Below are 17,186 nucleotides of genomic sequence, written 5' to 3' on the forward strand. Positions count from 1 at the left end.
TTGTACCAATTGTATAGTACTACTCTTTTATATCACAGGATATTTGAACATTAAGATAATTGAGGATACCCATGGACAAAGACAAATTATACAAACTAAAAGTAGAAGCTTCACAACTGAAACCCATAATGAACATTGGTAAGAACGGAATTACTGATGCAGTGGTGGAAGAAATAAGGAAGCATCTTAAAGCCAACCGCCTGATCAAAATAAAAATGCTAAAAAGCTCCAGAGAAGAAAAAGATACAACAACAATAGCCGGAGAACTTGCACAGGTCACAGCCTCTCAAATAATAGAAATAAGAGGTAATAACGTAGTACTGTACAGGTGAATAAGGTTATTTATGAACCACTGAAGGAGGTATTACCTCCACTTCCTGCAGTATCATTAGCTCACGCGGAAGCATCTGGCGCAGTTTTGGGATTATTGACCGGATCTTATCCTCCGCATCAACTGCCTGCACTATTATGGGCAGGTCTGCACCAAGCCTTAGCACATTTGCCGTATGGATCACATGATCCACACCATAACCTGCTATACAATGATGTACAGTTACTCCCGCTATGCCTGCTTTTTTAAAGAATTCGATCACAGCATGATATGCAGCCTTTCCACGATACGAATCCTTTTCGCTCAGGTATATCCTAAGGATAACATGCTTCATTATATTTTATTATCTGACACTTATTAGATTAAGTTTACCAGCAACTGGCCTGCCTTCACGGATGCCAGGCATATGACCAGGTTGAGTCCTATATTGAGAACAAAATAACTTAGTTCGTTCTCCTCCAGCAGACGAAAACTCTCATACGAGAAAGTGGAGAATGTGGTGAAGGAGCCCAGTATGCCGATGTTCACTAAGTATAAGATCCCGCCATTGGCTCCTGAGAAGGTCAGACAGGAGAGTATGAAGCTCCCAACAACGTTCACCGTCAGAGTGCCTGCAGGGATCACAGATAGCCTCGGCATTGCTCCGGCTACAAGGTAGCGCAAAATTGCACCTATAGTGCCGCCGATGCCAACAAGCAATAAGGCGGAGTATGACGTGCTATCGCCTCCTTCCCAGATAGATAATACAGGCTCGCCCCAGGAGAACACCCAACAGGCCTGGCAGTATATTGGCACACATGAATATCAGAGAAGTTATAAAGCTCATCTGGAAAGCATACACTGCAAAACTTGAAAATGTCGTGAACGAGCCCAAAAAACCGATGCCAAGGAACAGGCGGGTGCGGGGAGGAACATAACCCAGATAATCACTGTGATACATAAGCAAGCCCAGGCAAAAGCTCCCCAGGACATTAACAGCCAGAGTTCCTTTAACAGATGTCAGGCTCTGATAGAACGCGAACCTGGCCACTGCACCCAGAAATCCACCGCAGCCAATTACAAGCAGATCCTTGAGATCCCAGTCTCTGGACATTCTTACTACTCAGTTACTATTCAGTTACTGCCCAACTACGAGTCTGTTACTACCCGGTCACTATTCGATCAGCACGACATCGACTTCGCTGTCTTTTTCATATCCTTCGACATGTTCCGTTATGATAACGAATCCCTGGGATTTGGCAATGGAACTAAGAATACCGGCGCCTGCAGTCATCAGAGGATGTGCAGTCCTGCCATCGAGTATCACTCTCGCGTAACTGAGATAACCTTCCCTCGAAGTGACCTTGGAGCTCAGCTGTGCCTTTACAATAACATCGGGCACATCCGGGGCATTTGCCACCTTTCTGAGTGCGGGTCTGCCAAAAACGAACAATGCCACAAGACCCGCAGCAGGATACCCTGGCATACACACAACAGGCTTACCATTGACCAGACCAAGAGCAGTGGGTTTCCCCGGACTCAGACCCACACCATGCACCAGCAGTTCTCCCCGGGAAGCTACAACTCCGGGCACGAAGTCCTTCTCTCCTACGGATGTGCCACCGGAAATTATCAGCATATCTGCATCTATGTTCTCTTTAATAGCCTGTTCGATCTGAGCAGTATCCTCAGGCACTATATTATGATACTTAGGTACTCCACCCCATTGTTCCACATACAGTCCTATCATGAGGCTGTTGCTTTCCAGGTTTTTGCCGGCAGAAGGCAGCTCGGTGTACGAGAGAGGTACAAGATCATCGCCAACCGGAATTATGGCAACCACTGGCTTACAGTACACTTTTACTTCCCGGATACCCAGGGAGGCCAGCACTCCGACATCACATGCCCTAAGCAGATGACCTTTGTTGAAAAGGATCTCATTCTTGCGTATATCCTCGCCAATGTCGCCCACATTCTTGCCCGGATGTAACTGTGCCCGTATTTCGATCATATCCCCCATGGATATAGTGTCTTCTATCATCATCACCGCATCAGCGCCTTCAGGCATATGCTGACCTGTGCCTATCCTCGTGCATGTGCCTTCTTCCACAACATCAGAAAGCTGTAACATCACAGGATTAAGAGGAGATGCTCCCAGAGTGTCCGCAGCCCTCATGGCATAACCGTCCATTGCGGATCGTCTGAAATGAGGCACATTCCTGGGAGCTATGGTGTGTGTGGCCAGCACCCTGCCGGGACAATCCCGGATACTGATATCTTCGGTCCTTGTAAGAGGAACAATAGATGCCAGGAATTTCTCTTTTGCCTGGCTGACGGGCATGCGCTCCTTGAATATCCTGTCCATCAAGATCACCCGCCGGATACCGGAGGCAATACGCCCAGCTCATCGTAATCACTGACCTTGGTGTCAAGACCATCAAGATGAGTGATATTGTCACCGTTGAGAAAAACATTCACATATCCGCATAATATGGGATCAGAAGCAGTTGTTTCAAATATCCTGTCCTTAAGGCCGGGAAATTGCCGCACAAGGGCTTCCAGCACTTCAAGCACCGTATCGCCCCCGAGCTTCAACTCAGAAGTCCCTGCTATCTCTTTAAGGTTTGCAAAGAGCCTTACCTTAACCTCTGTCATGGGCCTCTATTTATAAAGATATTAGATAAACCTTGTGTCGAAGCGGGAGTTTAGGAGGTGAAGAGTAGAGGGATGGGAAATGATTTGGGAGGTTGGTTGAGATGGAGTAAGTTCTCTACTTGCAGGCAACCATCCCGCAGGGCACTATAAGCGATTTATCATTTAATGATCCCATAACACATAACCCCTTATTTTTTATTTTTTAAGGCGATCCCAATAGTAATACTCATTACAGGAATCACTACGTACCTCAATCCTATCTGCGAAAAATAATCTCTCAGAGGCATACCAGACATCTGGACCAATATCAGTAAATCGAGTAGCACATTTATAGCAAACCACGTAAACCCAACAACAATCCCTTCTTTGTAGTATTCTGCATTTATGTTCTTAAAGTAGGAAATCAAAAGAAATGCAGCTGAGATGGAACCCACTACAATCATAATTGATTTGAACAAAAAGACATCAATTGTCAGTATCCCTTCTTTAGTGTAGAAAAACAATGATGCTACAAAAGGTATTAGCCATGCCAGAAAACCATAAACAATAACCTTAAGGTATTTATATATCATATTCTTAATTCCCAAAATTATGCTATTTAAAGACTTTTATCCATATATTCAAATAGATCCTATTTCGGAAAGCCCTGTAGAAAAACTATTTTGAATAACAAATAAGATCCTGAAACACCTGTTGCTTTCGTCCAGGCGAGCTGCTGGACCCATGTGAAGTGGAGATAAGTCATTTGCACTCAATAAGCACCCAGTAGAGAAACGAAAAGCAAGAAGTGAAATATGATAACTAGTTCAGTTAAAATAAACAAGCGGGATTACATAATACTGAACCAGGCAAATATATCTTAAACGATTGCTCTGTATCAAATCCTTTTTGTAATACCCCTTGATCTTGGCTCACTTGATGGGCATGCAGATATCAAGGATATGATGGTTTTCCGGATGTTCTCAGGGAGAGTTTAAATATATCTCATAACTTGCCCTGGACATATCAATTTCAAGGTTATTTTGTATCATCCACTCAACTACCTTTTCCCATGCAGGACCATATTCTTCTGCTCCTGTCAGTTCTGCACGCATTACTACATACTTTCCCCCGGGAAGCTTTTTCTTTTTTATTTCCCCTTCAACTTTAATATCATCTTCAATGGTCATACACACATCCAGCTTAAGTTCTTCCGGAGGTGTAACGCTTGGATCATCATGATAGGCAGACATCAAAATAGTATCTGGTCCCATCAATTGTTTCGGACCTGCCCAACCAAGAAGTTTAGTGAACAAGTCATTAAAGACGTTGGTGTTTCCCAGATAGTTGCCGACAAATGAAACATATGCTACATTCCTTTCTTCTATCTCTTTTATCTCGGGCTCGTTTAAAATTTCCAAACCTATCACCTGCTTTTATTGTCAAGAGATTTTCTGTAATATCTGCTATAAAAGCCCATAGTAAATTGAGTGAAAGTGTTAAACTGTCCGTGAGATGGAATCTCAAAGATTTCTGCAGTGCCAGCTCATGAATTTTGATAAAAACGAAGTATCAGAAATTGATGTATAATGTTAAAGCTACAAAATAATTTTCAATGAGCCAGTTTCAAAAAACACAAGTTTTTGCTTCACCACTGAACTAAAAAAAGGAATTAAAAATTGTACAACTAACTGGATTCTTAACTTTCTCCTAAGCCATTCTTCCTCTTTTAGATCTATAGGAACAAAAAATATTCAGCATCTAAGTGCAGATAAGAGATATTTAATGAGACTAGTGCAGTAGAGTGCAGAGGGGTCAATAAAAGGGATATATCTGCTTTGTATTAGGATGTGCCTGCACATCATTCAGCAAAAAACGATATCATATCTCATCAGCTCTCTTTGAGCTTTTGGTGTGTAAAGGTAATACAAAATAACGTGTAATTTAATAGCAGCCCAAATGATCTATAAATGCACAACAGAGTCTAACGATCAGAAAAGTTATTAAAAAAAGTTTGGTGGGATAGCGCGGATTTGAACCGCAGTCCAAGCGTCCCAAACGCTCGAGGATGGACCAGGCTACCCTACTATCCCAAAAGGGTAAGCACTGCAATAGACTTTATAGATTAAAAACCTTCCGTATGAAATCAGTCAAAGAATATAAACAGGGCAGAAAAAGATCAAAAAGTGAAGAAATGAAGGTCATAGAAAACAGAGACCTTATTTCCATCTTTTATATATGTCATTATCTATCCCTGCGAGGTCCAGGGCTCTTCCTGCAATGGAGTTTACAAGATCATCAATGTTCTTAGGCTTTGAGTAGAAGCCCGGGCATGCAGGCAGTATGATAGCTCCTGCCCTGGTGAGCTTTAACATGTTTTCAAGGTGTATCTCGTTCAATGGAGTTTCCCGCGGCACAATAACAAGCCTGCGTCTTTCCTTGAGGCATACATCAGCCGTTCTTTCTAGAAGGTTGTCAGACATGCCATTTGCAATGGAGCCAACTGTCTTCATACTGCATGGAGCAATGATCATACCGTGAAACCTGTGTGATCCACTGGCTATGGGTGCAGTGAACTCTTTTTCCTCATAGACATAGCTTGCTATATCCTCTACCTCGACAACTGAATAGTCAGTCTCTATCTCTATGATCTGCCTTGCAGATCTGGTTATAACAAGATGTGTGACTATGCCCATCTTAGAAAGTATCTCAAGCAGCCTTATGCCGTAAAGAGACCCTGATGCTCCGCTGATCCCTACTACAATTTCCATTTTTTCACCTTAGATTCTCAATAAGCTCATCTATCATTGCCTCTGAAGCCTTCAATATCTCCCGGATCTCATCAACCGTTATATTATCTACATGGATGCCGACCATAAAGACTATTGTGCTCTGTGTTACAGCACTGACCTTCCTTGCTGCGCGCAGAGCGATCTCATCTTCTCTGTGCCCCGGGGAACTGATCACGGAAGCTGAGGCACGGTGACTTTCCCGATCATAGATGCCCATGGCAACAGCACCTATATGCTCTCTGCCACCCGATAACACAAAGAATAGATCAGTTCCTGCAGACTCCCCTTTTAAAAGGAGCTGTATCCTTCCAACATCTTTTTTGATCTCGATCACGATCATAACTCCGTGAGTCTGAACTGCTTGGTGGTCTTTTTTACCTCAAAGAACTCCCTCGCAGCTTTTCCCACTTTTTCGCGGAACTCCTTTGGAGTGTAGACACCCATCTTCCAGTTATCCCAGTGAGCCTGCTCAAGCGTGGCAACAACATAAGAAGCTTCATCAAGTCTCACCATCCTGCCGTTGAGCTTCACAAGTGCTTTTAGCTCTGGAATCTCCGGAGAGCGAGGTATGTCTATGAGCACATCTGTGGGATCGATGCCAGCCATAGATGCGATCTCAGCTTCGATCCTGCGTATATTACCTCTGTGCCTCAAAACGCCCTCTGTGACCTCCTCAAATCCTACGTACAAAGCCCTTTTATAAAGCTTGCGTTCTTCAAGACGTCGGGCCAGATCACCGCTATGACCATCATCGTAACGCATGATGTGCAACATGTCTGAATCATCCATCTGCCGCAGTTCCGTGGGCTTGATCGCATTTTTCTGTATAAGTTCCTCAATAGCACGGATACACATCGTTTCTGCTATACGGGATACATGGTGATAATATACGGATGGGTGCATGAGAAACCTGGACACAAGCAAAGATTCTGCGGCCTTGACCCCTCCTGAACCTACTACCAGGTTGTTTTCATAGAACTGCATCTCATGTATGAGCCTTACATGGTCCACCAACCCGAATGCAACACCCGTATAATGAGAATCTCGTACCAGATAATCCATACGATCCACATCAATCTCACTGCTCAGGATCTTGCCAAGGTCTGTTTCTCCTTTGATGTGTTTCTGGATGGTCGTGGAACTTAGACCGTGTGCATCCAATATTTCTGCGATCTCACCTTTACGCAGCAAATGAAGCACATCCTCATGCTTCTGGCGTGTATATTGAGTTATAAAGCTCTCTGTTACATGTGAAAGAGGACCATGCCCTATATCATGGAGCAAAGCTGCAGCTCTCAGTTCATCCTTTTCCTGCTGGGACACTGAATCGATCTGCCTTGTCAATATGGTCGCAAGGTGCATGACACCCAGAGAATGCTCAAAACGTGTATGATTGGCACCGGGGTAGACCAGATTAGAAAGCCCGAGTTGCCTTATCCTGCGCAAACGCTGCATAGGAGGAGAATCTATAAGAGAAAGCATGAGCTCATCGAGTTCAATATAACCGTGAATGGGATCACGAACAACCTTCATATTGTTTAAATATCCCCTTATACTATAATGCTGTTCCTGTATCATAAATAATTTCTATCAAAAACTAAACGAGGACATACATGCTCATATTTTCCGGTGGGACAGGAACTCCCAAACTTATTGAAGGCCTCAGGAACATACTTCCTGAAGAAGAGATAACTATAGTTGTGAATACAGCAGAGGACATGTGGGTATCCGGAAATCTAGTAACACCGGATCTCGATACCTTGCTTTATCTTTTTTCTGGTAAACTTGATACTGCTAAGTGGTGGGGAATTAAGAATGACACTTTCATGACCTCTGATGCCCTCAGATCCCTGGGACATGACGAAATAATGAGGCTGGGTGACCAGGATCGTGCCACAAATATAATGCGTTCCGATCTTTTAAGAGCGGGCTATTCCCTTACGAAAGCAACAAAAAAGCTTGCTGGAGCTTTAGGTATCCGGTCAGCAATACTGCCCATGTCCGATGATCCGGTAAAGACGATGATAACAACATCCTCCGGAAAAGTGCATTTTCAGGAGTTCTGGGTGAAGGAACATGGCAAACCCGAGGTGCTGGAAGTTGTGCAGGAAGATATCGAAAAAGCATCCATTGCACCGGATGTTCTTGAAGCGTTGGAAAAAGAGGATCATGTGCTGATCGGACCCAGTAACCCTATCACGAGCATCGGACCCATACTGGCCTTGCAAGGGATGAAAGAACTGCTTAAGAAGAAAAAAGTTGTCGCGGTAAGTCCCATAATTGGAAAGGAACCTGTGAGCGGACCAGCCGGAAAGCTGATGGCTGCAAGAGGTTTAGAAGTCTCTTCTGCCGGTGTAGTCGATTGCTATGGGGACATCCTGGACATAATGATACTGGATGAGAGGGATGAGTATGGTATCTCTGCTTTGAAGAATGCAGCATGTAAGATACTTATCACTGATACCCTCATGAAGAATGCGGATAAAAGTACAGCTCTGGCCAGGTTTGTAGTAGAGGCTTTTACTTGATCATAAGATAGACTCTCTTTTATATGTGTATACATATATGTGGCAATCTAAACAAGGAGTATTTCAGATGCTAGAGATATTACGCGAGTCCTTTAAAGAGATCCCTATTGTGAAAAGGGGAGATTACTATTATTTTATCCATCCGGTCTCTGATGGGGTTCCTGCACTGGAACCGGAGCTTCTGGAAGAGATTGCAGAGTACATTGTGGAAAGAGCAGACCTGGATGTGGGCAGGATACTTACAATAGAGGCCATGGGCATCCCGCTGGCAACCACTGTTTCTTTGATGACCGATATACCTCTTGCCATTGTGCGCAAAAGGAAATATGAACTGGAAGGTGAAGTAACCCTTTCTCAGAGCACTGGCTATTCTAAAGGTGAATTATACATCAATGGCGTAAAAAAAGGTGACAGGGTGCTTATAATTGACGATGTGATCAGTACCGGTGGTACTTTGTTGGCACTGGTAAGGGCGCTGAAGAACATTGGAGCCACAATTGCAGGTATCTTTGTTGTCATAGAGCGCGGTGAAGGGGTTGCAAGCCTTAGAACAGAAGGCATAGAAGTGACAACACTGGTGCGTATAGATGTAGATGAACATGGCGTGCATATACTGGAGGACTAGGTTGGCAGACAGTGAAGCATTTGATTTTCAGATATCAAAGATCATTGATGTAATAAGAGACACAACTGCAAAAAGAGTGGGGTTACAGTTCCCTGAAGGCTTCAAGCGCAGAGCTGCAGGCATAGCCCTAGAGATCGAAGAAGCCACCGGTGCGCATGTGCTTATATCCGGCAATCCATGTTTTGGGGCATGTGACATAGACGTTGATCTGGCACGCAGAGTGGAGATACTCTTCCATTTCGGGCATGCAGTGCTTGATGACAGTAGCTATGCACAAAATGTGTATTTTATTGAGGTAAGGTCCAATGCCGATATTGGACAAGTTGTGAGCAAGTCCCTGAAAGCGCTTGAAGGTGAGAGGATAGGGGTCATCACCACAGTACAGCACGTGCATAAGCTACAGACAGCATGTGAAATATTACAGGCCCATGGCAAAGTTTGCGTGATAGGGAAAGGCGATGCAAAAATAGCATATCCCGGACAGATATTGGGATGTAACTTTTCCTCGGCAAGGGCCGAGTTGTGCGATGAATACCTGTACATAGGAAGTGGCTACTTCCACCCCATGGGAGTGGCATTGTCTACAGGAAGAAGAGTGCTCATAGCAGATCCTTTTGTAAATGAAGTCAGAGAGCTGGATATCTCAAAGGTGCTCAAACAGCGCAGTGCAGTGATAGGAAGATCACTTGATGCTGCCCTATTTGGAATAATCGTATGTTCAAAGCCCGGACAGGAACGCATGGCACTTGCACTGAGGTTACAGGACATGGTGCGCAGGCATGGTAAAGATGCCAGGATCATAATGATGGACCTTGTTACACCTGACCAGTTACTCCAGTTCAAAGTAGATGCCTTTGTGAATACAGCATGTCCGAGGCTTGCTATTGATGAGGTTGGCCGTTTCAATGCACCCATGCTTACTCCACCGGAACTGGAGATCGTACTGGGTGAGAAGAAATGGGAAGATATGGCATTCGATGAGATCACTGCCTGAAATGTGCTGGTAATAACATGAAGCAGAGAAAACTTGAAATCATGCTGGAAAAGGTAAAAGGGTTCGAAAGACCTGATGTAAACCTGGAACAATATGTCACACCTGCCCCAATAGCCGCTGAAGTGCTGCACTTTGCGTTCATGCATGGAAACCTGCAAGGAACGGTATACGACCTTGGATGTGGCACCGGTGTCCTTGCTATTGGTGCAAAGCTCCTGGGTGCAGAGAGAGTAATAGGTTTTGATCTGGATCCCAGTGCTCTTCAGATAGCAAGACAGAACGCATCTATGATGGGAGTTGATGTGGAATTCGTGCAATGTGACATCTCAGGTGTACCTGAACATGCAGATACAGTAATAATGAACCCGCCGTTTGGAGCACAATGCAAGGGTAATGACAGGCCCTTCCTCTCAACTGCCCTGAGAGTTGCAGATGTGACATATTCCGTACATAATTGCGGAAGTCACAGATTCATTAAGAGTTTTATAGAACCTGCGATCATTAGTGACTGGTATGAAACTGGTTTTCCTATAAAACGAACATTTAAATTTCATAAAAAGGATGTAGAACTGGTCAAGGTTGAGATCTACCGGATAGTCCGGCGAGATGGCAGCACGTAATCTGCTGATGTTTGCAACTGCTTTATATAGCGGGAAATATATGTCTTGCAAACCGGTGTTCAATCATATCGATCTAACTTCATTATGAGGGATTCTTATTCGGATAAGGAACAGAAAAAAGGTTTCACGCAGGATGATCAAAGGCTCTGGCGAGGGATCAGAAAGTGCACAGTCTTCTGAAGAAATAGAGCAGAAGATGACAAAGGGAACGAAAGTGGAGGCAGCTAAAGTGGCCAAAGTGCCTAAGAGAAGCATTACTAAGCCTCCAAAGAAAGTTATAGAGGAGGAGAACATGGATGAAGGGGAACTTGTCTTTGTGATGCCTGGAGACATCATTGGTACTACCGAAGAATTTATTCCCGGGATCGGAACTTTCCTAAATGTTGCTGATATCCATGCTGCTTCTACAGGTATTGTGAAAATAGACCGGAAAGCACGTATGATATCCGTTGTGCCCAGCACCAAGTATCCTCCATCTGTTAACGTAGGAGATATCGTAGTTGGCAGTATAACCAGCCTCAGAGAGAGCGTTGTACTTGTTGAAATTGCCGCTATAAAGGATGAAGGCGAACGTGAGTTCCAGAAAGTTGGCATTGCTGCCATACACGTGTCAAATGTAAAAGATTCCTACTGTAAAAGACTCGATGAGGAATTCTCTGTAGGAGATATAATCAAAGCAAAGGTTTTGAATACTGAGAATATGAGGCTTAGTACTGCAGAGCAGGAACTTGGTGTAATGAAAGCTCAGTGTTTCAACTGCCGCACCGTTATGGTCAAAGATAATAACAAACTGTTGTGCCCTGAATGCGGAAGAACAGAAAAACGTAAGCTCTCCCAAGATTATGGAACTGGCATTGTATAAATAAATCTAGCTTATATGGGTGAATTCCATGGAACTAAAGATCATAGACAAGACAGAAGATGAAATGCACCTTGAGATAAAAGGTGAGACACATACTCTTCTTAATATGCTTAAATCTGTGCTACTTGAAGATATAAGGATACACACTGCTTCCTACGATATGAAGCACGTATCCATAAGCGAACCGATCCTGTACATAAAAACAGACGGTACAGATCCTATAATAGTAATAAAAGAAGCTGCTGAAACTCTTGTTGCACAGTGTGAAGAGTTCATCAGCGTATTTGGAAAAGCTGTGGACGTATAATAATTTCCACTGCATTTTTTTTAATGTTTGATATTGGCATTCATTATTTATTATACAAAGTGGATACTTTGTAACCTGGAAGGAATTTATCAACTGGAGATGTAATACCGTGAAAGTAGTGGCATTTAATGGCAGTCCCAGAAAAGAAGGCAATACTGCAACGCTCATAAAGTATGTCTTTGAAGAACTGGAAAAAGAAGGAATAGAAACCGAGCTTGTACACATTGGAGGCAAAAAGACAATTGGATGCACCGCATGTATGAAATGTTATGAGAATAAGGATAGGAGATGTGTCTTCAATGATGACTTTGTGAATGAATGCATTGCGAAAATGATAGACGCAGATGGAATTATCCTGGCTTCCCCCACATACTTCACAGATATAACGACGGAAATGAAAGCTCTTATAGACAGAGCTGGCTTTGTGTCAAAAGCCAATGGTGACCTATTCAAACGTAAGGTAGGTGCATCTGTCGTAGCAGTGCGCAGAGCGGGTTCAATCCACGCTTTCACCACCATGAACAATTTCTTTACCATTAGTCAGATGATCATACCGGGTTCCATGTACTGGAACATAGGTGTGGGTGGCGCCCCGGGAGATGTGCAAAAAGACGAGGAAGGCATCCGTACAATGCTGACCCTGGGACAGAACATGGCATGGCTGATGAAAAAACTGTATCTTTGAACTATAGTAAAAACAGAGGAGATATAATGGCACTTGATGAGGCAGCACTGAAGAAGTTTGGATTCATCCCGCGCGAGACAAAAGATGCAATTAATATTGATCCCCTGCAGACCGCAGGCAAGTTAACAGAAGAGGCCAGGCGTGCTCTGCTGGAATGGGGAGATGGCTATTCCGTCTGCGACTTCTGTGGAGGTGTGCTGGACCTGATCAAGAAGCCACCCATTGAGGAATTTGTGCACGGGGCACTTCCCGAATTCCTAAATATAGATGCTGTGAGAATCACACATGGGGCAAGGGAAGCAAAGTTTGCAGTAATGCATTCTATTGCACAGGAAGGGGATTATGTGGTGATGGATGAAGTTGCACATTATTCCTCTGTTGTTGCTGCTCAGCGGGCCAGACTAAATATTAAAAAAGTGCCTCATAGCGGCAGCCCGGAATACATGACAGATGTAGAAGGATATGCTACTGCTATTGAAGAAGTTATAAAGGAAACAGGTAAAGCACCGGCATTGGCTCTGGTCACCTACCCGGATGGAAACTATGGGAACATCACCGACGTGCAGCGTATATCCAAGATATGCCATGATTATGATGTGCCTCTGCTGCTCAATGGCGCATATGCTGTGGGAAGGATGCCAGTGGATGCAAAAAAGCTGGGTGCTGACTTTGTAGCAGGTAGTGGCCATAAATCTATGGCTGCATCAGGTCCTATAGGACTTTTGGGTGTCAGAAAGGAATATGCCGACATCGTGTTCAGGAAGTCACCTACTAACAAGAACAAGGAAATAGAACTATTGGGATGTACATCCAGAGGCGCCACCATTATGACAATGATAGCCTCGTTCCCTCATGTGGTAGAGAGGGTGAATAACTGGGACCAGGAAGTGCAGAATGCACGCTGGTTCTCCGGTAAACTGGAGGAAATGGGGATCATACAGAAAGGACAAAAGCCACACAACCACGACCTTATGTTCTTTGAAGCACCTGTGTTCTATGAGATATCCCAGAAGGCAAAGAAGGGAAGGTATTTCCTGTACAGGGAACTTAAGGAACGTAATATCCATGGCATTAAATCGGGTCTTACTAAATACTTCAAACTGAGCACATTCCAGGTGGGCAGAGAAAATCTGCAATACGTTCTGGATTCATTCCAGAGTATCATTGAGAAGTATGAAAACGAGAAGTAAGAGAAAAACTTTACTTCTACTTCTTTTACCGCCGGATATTAGTCCCATATTATTATAAACAAAAGAGTATAATATAAGACGTAACAAGTGTATACCAATGGTTAGAGATTCAATTATCCGGCCTTCTAGGGAGAAGCTCAGTAAAATAAAGATGAGACTCACTCATGACCAGCTCAACAAAACCATATTACTCTTTATGATAGTGATATTACCCATCATAGCTATAGATCTGGCAGGACGACAGGAGATCATACCCATCCCTGAAACATTGATGAAGGTAATTCAAGGTATCATAGTGATCTTGGTCTCTTTTGGTGTGGCCACACTGTTCATAAGACTGACCATTAGCTTCATTGCAGGTAAATTTGAAGGTATCGGACAACCTGAAGAAAAGATCCTGCTTAGCAAGTTGTATGTCCTGCTGGTGTATGTGCTGGCTACAGTGGTTGTATTCCTCCAAATGGGTATTGGCATGCAGAATATAGCATTGTTTTTAGGTTTGACAGCCACCGGTTTTGCCTTTGCTATCCGTGATGTGGTACTTTCCTACATAATATGGTTCATGCTGCTGACAAAGAAACCATTCAAGATGGGTGATTACATAAATGTAGCTGGCGAGGAGGGACAGGTCAAGCACATCGGCATGTTCTATGTTTTAATAGATCCATCACCTGAAACGTATGCAGACTATACCAAGGTACCCAATAAGGTCTTCCTCGAAAAGCCCATCCGCAACTATGGGAGTTATAAATTCGCGTCAACGTTCGACCTCTACCTTAAAAATGTGCCAAAGGACATAATTGACAGACTTGAAAGGATAAGGGAAAAGGGCAGTACTCTCAAGGGTGCCGATGCTACTTTCTATCTTAACAGTGACAGCGATGGAGTTAAGATCACTGTGGAGTTCAAAACGGTCTATGGGGACAGGGATATCCTGAGAGACCGCCTTATGTCCATGATGCTGCAGGAATTGGACATCAGTGCCTGAAACAATGCCAGCTGCCTTACCACAAACTCTATAATCAAAGAAGTAATATAAATTATGCTTTTTCAGAATGCGGCTGTGGTTTAGTGGCTATGACCTGGGCTTCCCAAGCCTAGAACCCGGGTTCGAATCCCGGCAGTCGCATATCATATATCACCTGTGTATACTCTATAGATGAGAACATATGAGCAAAACTTCCCTTTTCAGTTCTGAAAAAAAAGATAATGATCGCACAATTATCCCCCTTAAAATAGGTTCTTGCAATAAAGGAGAAAAGATTTTTTTTACTGAAAATGTGTTGTGCCCTTTGTGCAATAAAACCGGACAGCATGTTAAAAGCATTACAGTTAAACATCTTATTAAACAAGAACTAATGGATAGACTAGGTGTTGAGGATTATTTTCTGTGCATGAACCCTGGATGTGATGCTGCATACTATAGCGCAACAGGAACGGTATTTGAAAAAAGTGATATCACAGTACCATTGTGGTTCAAGGATGATGCGGAGCCCAAGTATGCATGTTACTGTAGTGAGATAACTGAAGAACAGGTCATTAGAGCAATGATCGAACAGGGCATGACAGATATGGCTACGATCAAAAAGTTATATGATCCGGGAGCAAAATGCCAATGTCATCTCAAAAATCCTACTGGTAAGTGCTGTACTGAAGTATTTACTAAAGCTATCGACAAAGGGATAATATTGGAAACAACTAAAAAAATGTAATAGGGGAAATATATCCAATTCAACAACTCACTTTTTGCGGGAATTTCCCGGTATTTTTTTATCTGGCGTGACACCGTAGAATTTTGTCCTCGCTTTACCCCAGATACACCCGGTCTTGCCAAATATCTTAAGTTCCAGGTTCTGTATAGCCTTGCAGATACCGTTACCTGCTCTTGCCCCTTTACATACGATGCAATACTTTTCACAGAACACCGGTGGTTTTCCCTTATCTGCCATATTGTTACCTCCAATAAATAAGAATAAATATACATAGAAGTAGGAGAGATATGTTTATAAAAGATGTGTCTACATGAAAGATATGTTTATCCAGGAAATTATTGCCTGTAGAATTAAAATAAGCAATTATTCCATATCCTGCATGGAAACATTGCGAATCCTGGTGACGCCGCCGATCTCGTCTATAACCTCCGCCACAGCGGCCGGGACGAGCTGGCGCCAGTCTTCGCCTTCGATCATCTTTTTACGGACCTCTGTTCCAGAGTAGCCTTTCCTGTTGAACATAGGAGGCTGCCTTACATTCATATTCGCTTCCCTGAAAAGCTGGATCACAAGAGGATTATTAGAATAAACCACATCAAAGGGAGGGGACATGGAAATTATATGAGATACCCATACTGCGTTACGCTGCAGGTCTTCAATGGGTATTGCATAATGTTTCACATCTGCATCTTCCAAGGCATGGCGTATCATCATAACCCTTTCACCTGCAGTAAAGGGGTTCCAGGGATCATGACTTTTCTGGGCACTGCCTATCCCTATTACCAGCTCATCTACTTCCTTTGCAATGGCGCAAATGGTGGAATAATGCCCAAGATGGAATGGTTGGAAGCGTCCTATATAGAACGCTCTTCTCATGTGCATAAATGACAACCGTTAACGTATACCACATTCGTCAAATGAGAATTTCTCACAGACTTCAAGATAATGGCCTGAGTTGTTATCGTGTTTCATTTTTGCAAGTTTCTTTACAAGATCCAATCCAGGGGGTGCAGGATTCTCCATGATCTCCAGCGTATCCTTCACCATATCGAAGTATCTCTGCCCTTCATCTGTGCGTATAAGCACACAGTTCCAGCCATCCGGAGTACCTACTGAACCTACGGATATGTCTGCGAATACAGATGTATAATCACAGCAATTATGACAGGGATGCCTTGCATAAGGTGCAACTTCAGCGATCTTGACACTGTGCTCCTGACCATCCTTCGTGTAGTTCCAGAACTTACCTTTTCCGAAATCCATCTTCACAACGTCGTCGACGTTAAGTTTCATGATCTCAGGAACTATCTTCTCCCTCATAGTTTCATGATAGAAACTTTCCATGCACAAAAGACCCACTATAAGAACGATCTTATCATTAACGTTCTCTGATATAAGACGGGCTCCATGAGCTTGGCAGGGTACACCTACAACAGCTATGCGATTATATTTCTCGAAAGGCTCCTTAAGTGCCTCCAGGACCGAATCATAAGTATATTTGGTACCTGTGGTCTTATCCACGTCCTCAGGTTTTGTCATGAGAACAAGTTCTGTTTCCCACACATTATTCCGGGAAATACCAACAACACAGTCTATCTCGCCTTTCCTGAGAAGCTCTTTAAGTATATGGGAAGTCACACCTCCATCCTGACCGACAATAGTGCTCTTTGCACCAAAGAAGGACTTCACGTTGGCAAATTCGTCATCGTAATATCCATCGATCACTGGACAAACTCTTCCACATGTGAAACAGCCTTCACACACATAAGGAGCTGCCCCTTGCTCATATAACTCAAGATTGTCGGGATCGCGTACTTCTGCCCGCTTATTTATAACAATGGCACCGGCAGGACATGCAGATGCGCATGCCCCACAAGCAGTGCAGACGTCATGTTCAATGACCTCTAAGATCTTTGGATGAACCATC

At 43.6% G+C, this 17,186-nt stretch carries 24 protein-coding genes and 2 tRNA genes; 12 read left to right on the top strand and 14 right to left on the bottom strand.

The genetic code is table 11. From position 1 onward, the window contains the following. Positions 1-71 precede the first annotated feature (71 nt). Positions 72-332, top strand: a complete 261-nt coding sequence (locus tag METHO_RS10640) for a YhbY family RNA-binding protein (protein WP_015325549.1) — start codon at positions 72-74, stop codon at positions 330-332. A 6-nt stretch (positions 333-338) separates the two neighbouring features. Here METHO_RS10640 and METHO_RS10645 read toward each other — a convergent pair whose 3' ends face one another. The 11 genes from METHO_RS10645 to METHO_RS10695 all read right to left on the bottom strand — a co-directional run bounded on the left by METHO_RS10645 (position 339) and on the right by METHO_RS10695 (position 7,269). After that, on the bottom strand, positions 339-665 hold the full coding sequence (locus tag METHO_RS10645; protein ID WP_015325550.1) for a DUF190 domain-containing protein: 327 nt from the start codon (positions 663-665) through the stop codon (positions 339-341). A 23-nt stretch (positions 666-688) separates the two neighbouring features. Then, positions 689-1,069, bottom strand: a complete 381-nt coding sequence (locus tag METHO_RS10650; protein ID WP_048831326.1) for a fluoride efflux transporter FluC — start codon at positions 1,067-1,069, stop codon at positions 689-691. Beyond that, the gene (crcB, locus tag METHO_RS10655; protein ID WP_015325552.1) at positions 1,050-1,424 is read right to left on the bottom strand and encodes a fluoride efflux transporter CrcB; all 375 of its coding nucleotides are present in this window, start codon (positions 1,422-1,424) and stop codon (positions 1,050-1,052) included. The genes METHO_RS10650 and crcB overlap by 20 nt, the downstream gene beginning before the upstream one ends. 60 nt (positions 1,425-1,484) lie before the next feature. Beyond that, a complete protein-coding gene (locus METHO_RS10660) occupies positions 1,485-2,675 on the bottom strand; it encodes a molybdopterin molybdotransferase MoeA (RefSeq protein ID WP_015325553.1) in 1,191 nt (396 codons plus the stop codon). 5 nt (positions 2,676-2,680) lie between these two features. Further along, entirely contained in the window at positions 2,681-2,965 is a 285-nt protein-coding gene (locus METHO_RS10665) for a ubiquitin-like small modifier protein 1 (protein WP_015325554.1), read from the bottom strand. 188 nt (positions 2,966-3,153) lie between these two features. Next, complete coding sequence (locus METHO_RS10670) at positions 3,154-3,537, bottom strand: hypothetical protein (protein ID WP_015325555.1); 384 nt, start codon at positions 3,535-3,537, stop codon at positions 3,154-3,156. Between the two features lie 390 nt (positions 3,538-3,927). Further along, entirely contained in the window at positions 3,928-4,374 is a 447-nt protein-coding gene (locus tag METHO_RS10675; protein WP_245546287.1) for an AraC family transcriptional regulator, read from the bottom strand. A gap of 585 nt (positions 4,375-4,959) precedes the next feature. Next, positions 4,960-5,037 (bottom strand) — tRNA-Pro (locus tag METHO_RS10680). Positions 5,038-5,163: 126 nt separating this feature from the next. After that, the gene (locus METHO_RS10685) at positions 5,164-5,715 is read right to left on the bottom strand and encodes a UbiX family flavin prenyltransferase (RefSeq protein ID WP_015325557.1); all 552 of its coding nucleotides are present in this window, start codon (positions 5,713-5,715) and stop codon (positions 5,164-5,166) included. A gap of 4 nt (positions 5,716-5,719) precedes the next feature. Next, on the bottom strand, positions 5,720-6,076 hold the full coding sequence (gene lpdD, locus METHO_RS10690) for a prenylated flavin chaperone LpdD (protein WP_015325558.1): 357 nt from the start codon (positions 6,074-6,076) through the stop codon (positions 5,720-5,722). After that, positions 6,073-7,269, bottom strand: a complete 1,197-nt coding sequence (locus tag METHO_RS10695; protein WP_015325559.1) for an HD domain-containing protein — start codon at positions 7,267-7,269, stop codon at positions 6,073-6,075. The genes lpdD and METHO_RS10695 overlap by 4 nt, the downstream gene beginning before the upstream one ends. Positions 7,270-7,349: 80 nt before the next feature. On the opposite strand from METHO_RS10695, the gene cofD reads away from it, so the two are divergent. The 11 genes from cofD (at position 7,350) to METHO_RS10750 (ending at position 15,259) form a co-directional block, all read left to right on the top strand. Beyond that, complete coding sequence (cofD, locus tag METHO_RS10700) at positions 7,350-8,264, top strand: 2-phospho-L-lactate transferase (protein WP_015325560.1); 915 nt, start codon at positions 7,350-7,352, stop codon at positions 8,262-8,264. Between the two features lie 67 nt (positions 8,265-8,331). Continuing rightward, a complete protein-coding gene (gene hpt, locus METHO_RS10705) occupies positions 8,332-8,889 on the top strand; it encodes a hypoxanthine/guanine phosphoribosyltransferase (protein ID WP_015325561.1) in 558 nt (185 codons plus the stop codon). A gap of 1 nt (position 8,890) precedes the next feature. Continuing rightward, positions 8,891-9,883 carry a diphthamide biosynthesis enzyme Dph2 gene (gene dph2, locus METHO_RS10710; RefSeq protein WP_015325562.1) on the top strand — a complete coding sequence of 331 codons (993 nt, stop codon included), beginning with the start codon at positions 8,891-8,893 and terminating at the stop codon, positions 9,881-9,883. Between the two features lie 17 nt (positions 9,884-9,900). Then, positions 9,901-10,503, top strand: a complete 603-nt coding sequence (locus METHO_RS10715; RefSeq protein ID WP_015325563.1) for an METTL5 family protein — start codon at positions 9,901-9,903, stop codon at positions 10,501-10,503. A 133-nt stretch (positions 10,504-10,636) separates the two neighbouring features. Beyond that, positions 10,637-11,365: an exosome complex RNA-binding protein Csl4 gene (locus tag METHO_RS10720; RefSeq protein WP_015325564.1), complete on the top strand. Its 729-nt coding sequence runs from the start codon at positions 10,637-10,639 to the stop codon at positions 11,363-11,365. A 28-nt stretch (positions 11,366-11,393) separates the two neighbouring features. Continuing rightward, positions 11,394-11,672 (top strand): DNA-directed RNA polymerase subunit L, encoded by a 279-nt coding sequence (locus METHO_RS10725; RefSeq protein ID WP_015325565.1) that lies wholly within the window; start codon positions 11,394-11,396, stop codon positions 11,670-11,672. Positions 11,673-11,781: 109 nt separating this feature from the next. Further along, complete coding sequence (locus METHO_RS10730; RefSeq protein ID WP_015325566.1) at positions 11,782-12,357, top strand: flavodoxin family protein; 576 nt, start codon at positions 11,782-11,784, stop codon at positions 12,355-12,357. Between the two features lie 26 nt (positions 12,358-12,383). Beyond that, a complete protein-coding gene (pscS, locus tag METHO_RS10735; RefSeq protein WP_015325567.1) occupies positions 12,384-13,547 on the top strand; it encodes an O-phospho-L-seryl-tRNA:Cys-tRNA synthase in 1,164 nt (387 codons plus the stop codon). Between the two features lie 97 nt (positions 13,548-13,644). Next, positions 13,645-14,535, top strand: coding sequence for a mechanosensitive ion channel domain-containing protein (locus METHO_RS10740; protein ID WP_015325568.1), 891 nt, complete (start codon positions 13,645-13,647; stop codon positions 14,533-14,535). A gap of 69 nt (positions 14,536-14,604) precedes the next feature. Beyond that, positions 14,605-14,676 (top strand) — tRNA-Gly (locus METHO_RS10745). 40 nt (positions 14,677-14,716) lie between these two features. Beyond that, positions 14,717-15,259 carry a copper chaperone Copz family protein gene (locus METHO_RS10750; RefSeq protein WP_015325569.1) on the top strand — a complete coding sequence of 181 codons (543 nt, stop codon included), beginning with the start codon at positions 14,717-14,719 and terminating at the stop codon, positions 15,257-15,259. Positions 15,260-15,286: 27 nt separating this feature from the next. Here the strand turns inward: METHO_RS10750 and METHO_RS10755 are convergent, their stop codons facing one another. From METHO_RS10755 to fpoF, 3 genes are all read right to left on the bottom strand, one after another. After that, entirely contained in the window at positions 15,287-15,496 is a 210-nt protein-coding gene (locus METHO_RS10755; RefSeq protein WP_015325570.1) for a hypothetical protein, read from the bottom strand. A 126-nt stretch (positions 15,497-15,622) separates the two neighbouring features. After that, entirely contained in the window at positions 15,623-16,141 is a 519-nt protein-coding gene (locus METHO_RS10760; RefSeq protein ID WP_015325571.1) for a nicotinamide-nucleotide adenylyltransferase, read from the bottom strand. A gap of 12 nt (positions 16,142-16,153) precedes the next feature. Beyond that, the gene (gene fpoF, locus METHO_RS10765; protein WP_015325572.1) at positions 16,154-17,185 is read right to left on the bottom strand and encodes a F420H2 dehydrogenase subunit FpoF; all 1,032 of its coding nucleotides are present in this window, start codon (positions 17,183-17,185) and stop codon (positions 16,154-16,156) included. Position 17,186: the final 1 nt, after the last annotated feature.

This window comes from Methanomethylovorans hollandica DSM 15978 (assembly GCF_000328665.1).
GTDB lineage: Archaea > Halobacteriota > Methanosarcinia > Methanosarcinales > Methanosarcinaceae > Methanomethylovorans > Methanomethylovorans hollandica.

Excerpts from the sequence above, each read along its gene's own strand:
- METHO_RS10760 (WP_015325571.1), bottom strand. The coding sequence starts at position 16,141 with ATGCACATGAGAAGAGCGTTCTATATAGGACGCTTCCAACCATTCCAT.
- METHO_RS10755 (WP_015325570.1), bottom strand. The coding sequence starts at position 15,496 with ATGGCAGATAAGGGAAAACCACCGGTGTTCTGTGAAAAGTATTGCATC.
- hpt (WP_015325561.1), top strand. The coding sequence starts at position 8,332 with ATGCTAGAGATATTACGCGAGTCCTTTAAAGAGATCCCTATTGTGAAA.
- lpdD (WP_015325558.1), bottom strand. The coding sequence starts at position 6,076 with ATGATCGTGATCGAGATCAAAAAAGATGTTGGAAGGATACAGCTCCTT.
- METHO_RS10715 (WP_015325563.1), top strand. The coding sequence starts at position 9,901 with ATGAAGCAGAGAAAACTTGAAATCATGCTGGAAAAGGTAAAAGGGTTC.
- METHO_RS10660 (WP_015325553.1), bottom strand. The coding sequence starts at position 2,675 with ATGGACAGGATATTCAAGGAGCGCATGCCCGTCAGCCAGGCAAAAGAG.
- METHO_RS10695 (WP_015325559.1), bottom strand. The coding sequence starts at position 7,269 with ATGAAGGTTGTTCGTGATCCCATTCACGGTTATATTGAACTCGATGAG.
- METHO_RS10665 (WP_015325554.1), bottom strand. The coding sequence starts at position 2,965 with ATGACAGAGGTTAAGGTAAGGCTCTTTGCAAACCTTAAAGAGATAGCA.
- METHO_RS10725 (WP_015325565.1), top strand. The coding sequence starts at position 11,394 with ATGGAACTAAAGATCATAGACAAGACAGAAGATGAAATGCACCTTGAG.
- cofD (WP_015325560.1), top strand. The coding sequence starts at position 7,350 with ATGCTCATATTTTCCGGTGGGACAGGAACTCCCAAACTTATTGAAGGC.
- METHO_RS10640 (WP_015325549.1), top strand. The coding sequence starts at position 72 with ATGGACAAAGACAAATTATACAAACTAAAAGTAGAAGCTTCACAACTG.
- METHO_RS10645 (WP_015325550.1), bottom strand. The coding sequence starts at position 665 with ATGAAGCATGTTATCCTTAGGATATACCTGAGCGAAAAGGATTCGTAT.
- METHO_RS10720 (WP_015325564.1), top strand. The coding sequence starts at position 10,637 with ATGATCAAAGGCTCTGGCGAGGGATCAGAAAGTGCACAGTCTTCTGAA.
- fpoF (WP_015325572.1), bottom strand. The coding sequence starts at position 17,185 with ATGGTTCATCCAAAGATCTTAGAGGTCATTGAACATGACGTCTGCACT.
- METHO_RS10685 (WP_015325557.1), bottom strand. The coding sequence starts at position 5,715 with ATGGAAATTGTAGTAGGGATCAGCGGAGCATCAGGGTCTCTTTACGGC.
- METHO_RS10670 (WP_015325555.1), bottom strand. The coding sequence starts at position 3,537 with ATGATATATAAATACCTTAAGGTTATTGTTTATGGTTTTCTGGCATGG.
- METHO_RS10750 (WP_015325569.1), top strand. The coding sequence starts at position 14,717 with ATGAGCAAAACTTCCCTTTTCAGTTCTGAAAAAAAAGATAATGATCGC.
- pscS (WP_015325567.1), top strand. The coding sequence starts at position 12,384 with ATGGCACTTGATGAGGCAGCACTGAAGAAGTTTGGATTCATCCCGCGC.
- crcB (WP_015325552.1), bottom strand. The coding sequence starts at position 1,424 with ATGTCCAGAGACTGGGATCTCAAGGATCTGCTTGTAATTGGCTGCGGT.
- METHO_RS10740 (WP_015325568.1), top strand. The coding sequence starts at position 13,645 with ATGGTTAGAGATTCAATTATCCGGCCTTCTAGGGAGAAGCTCAGTAAA.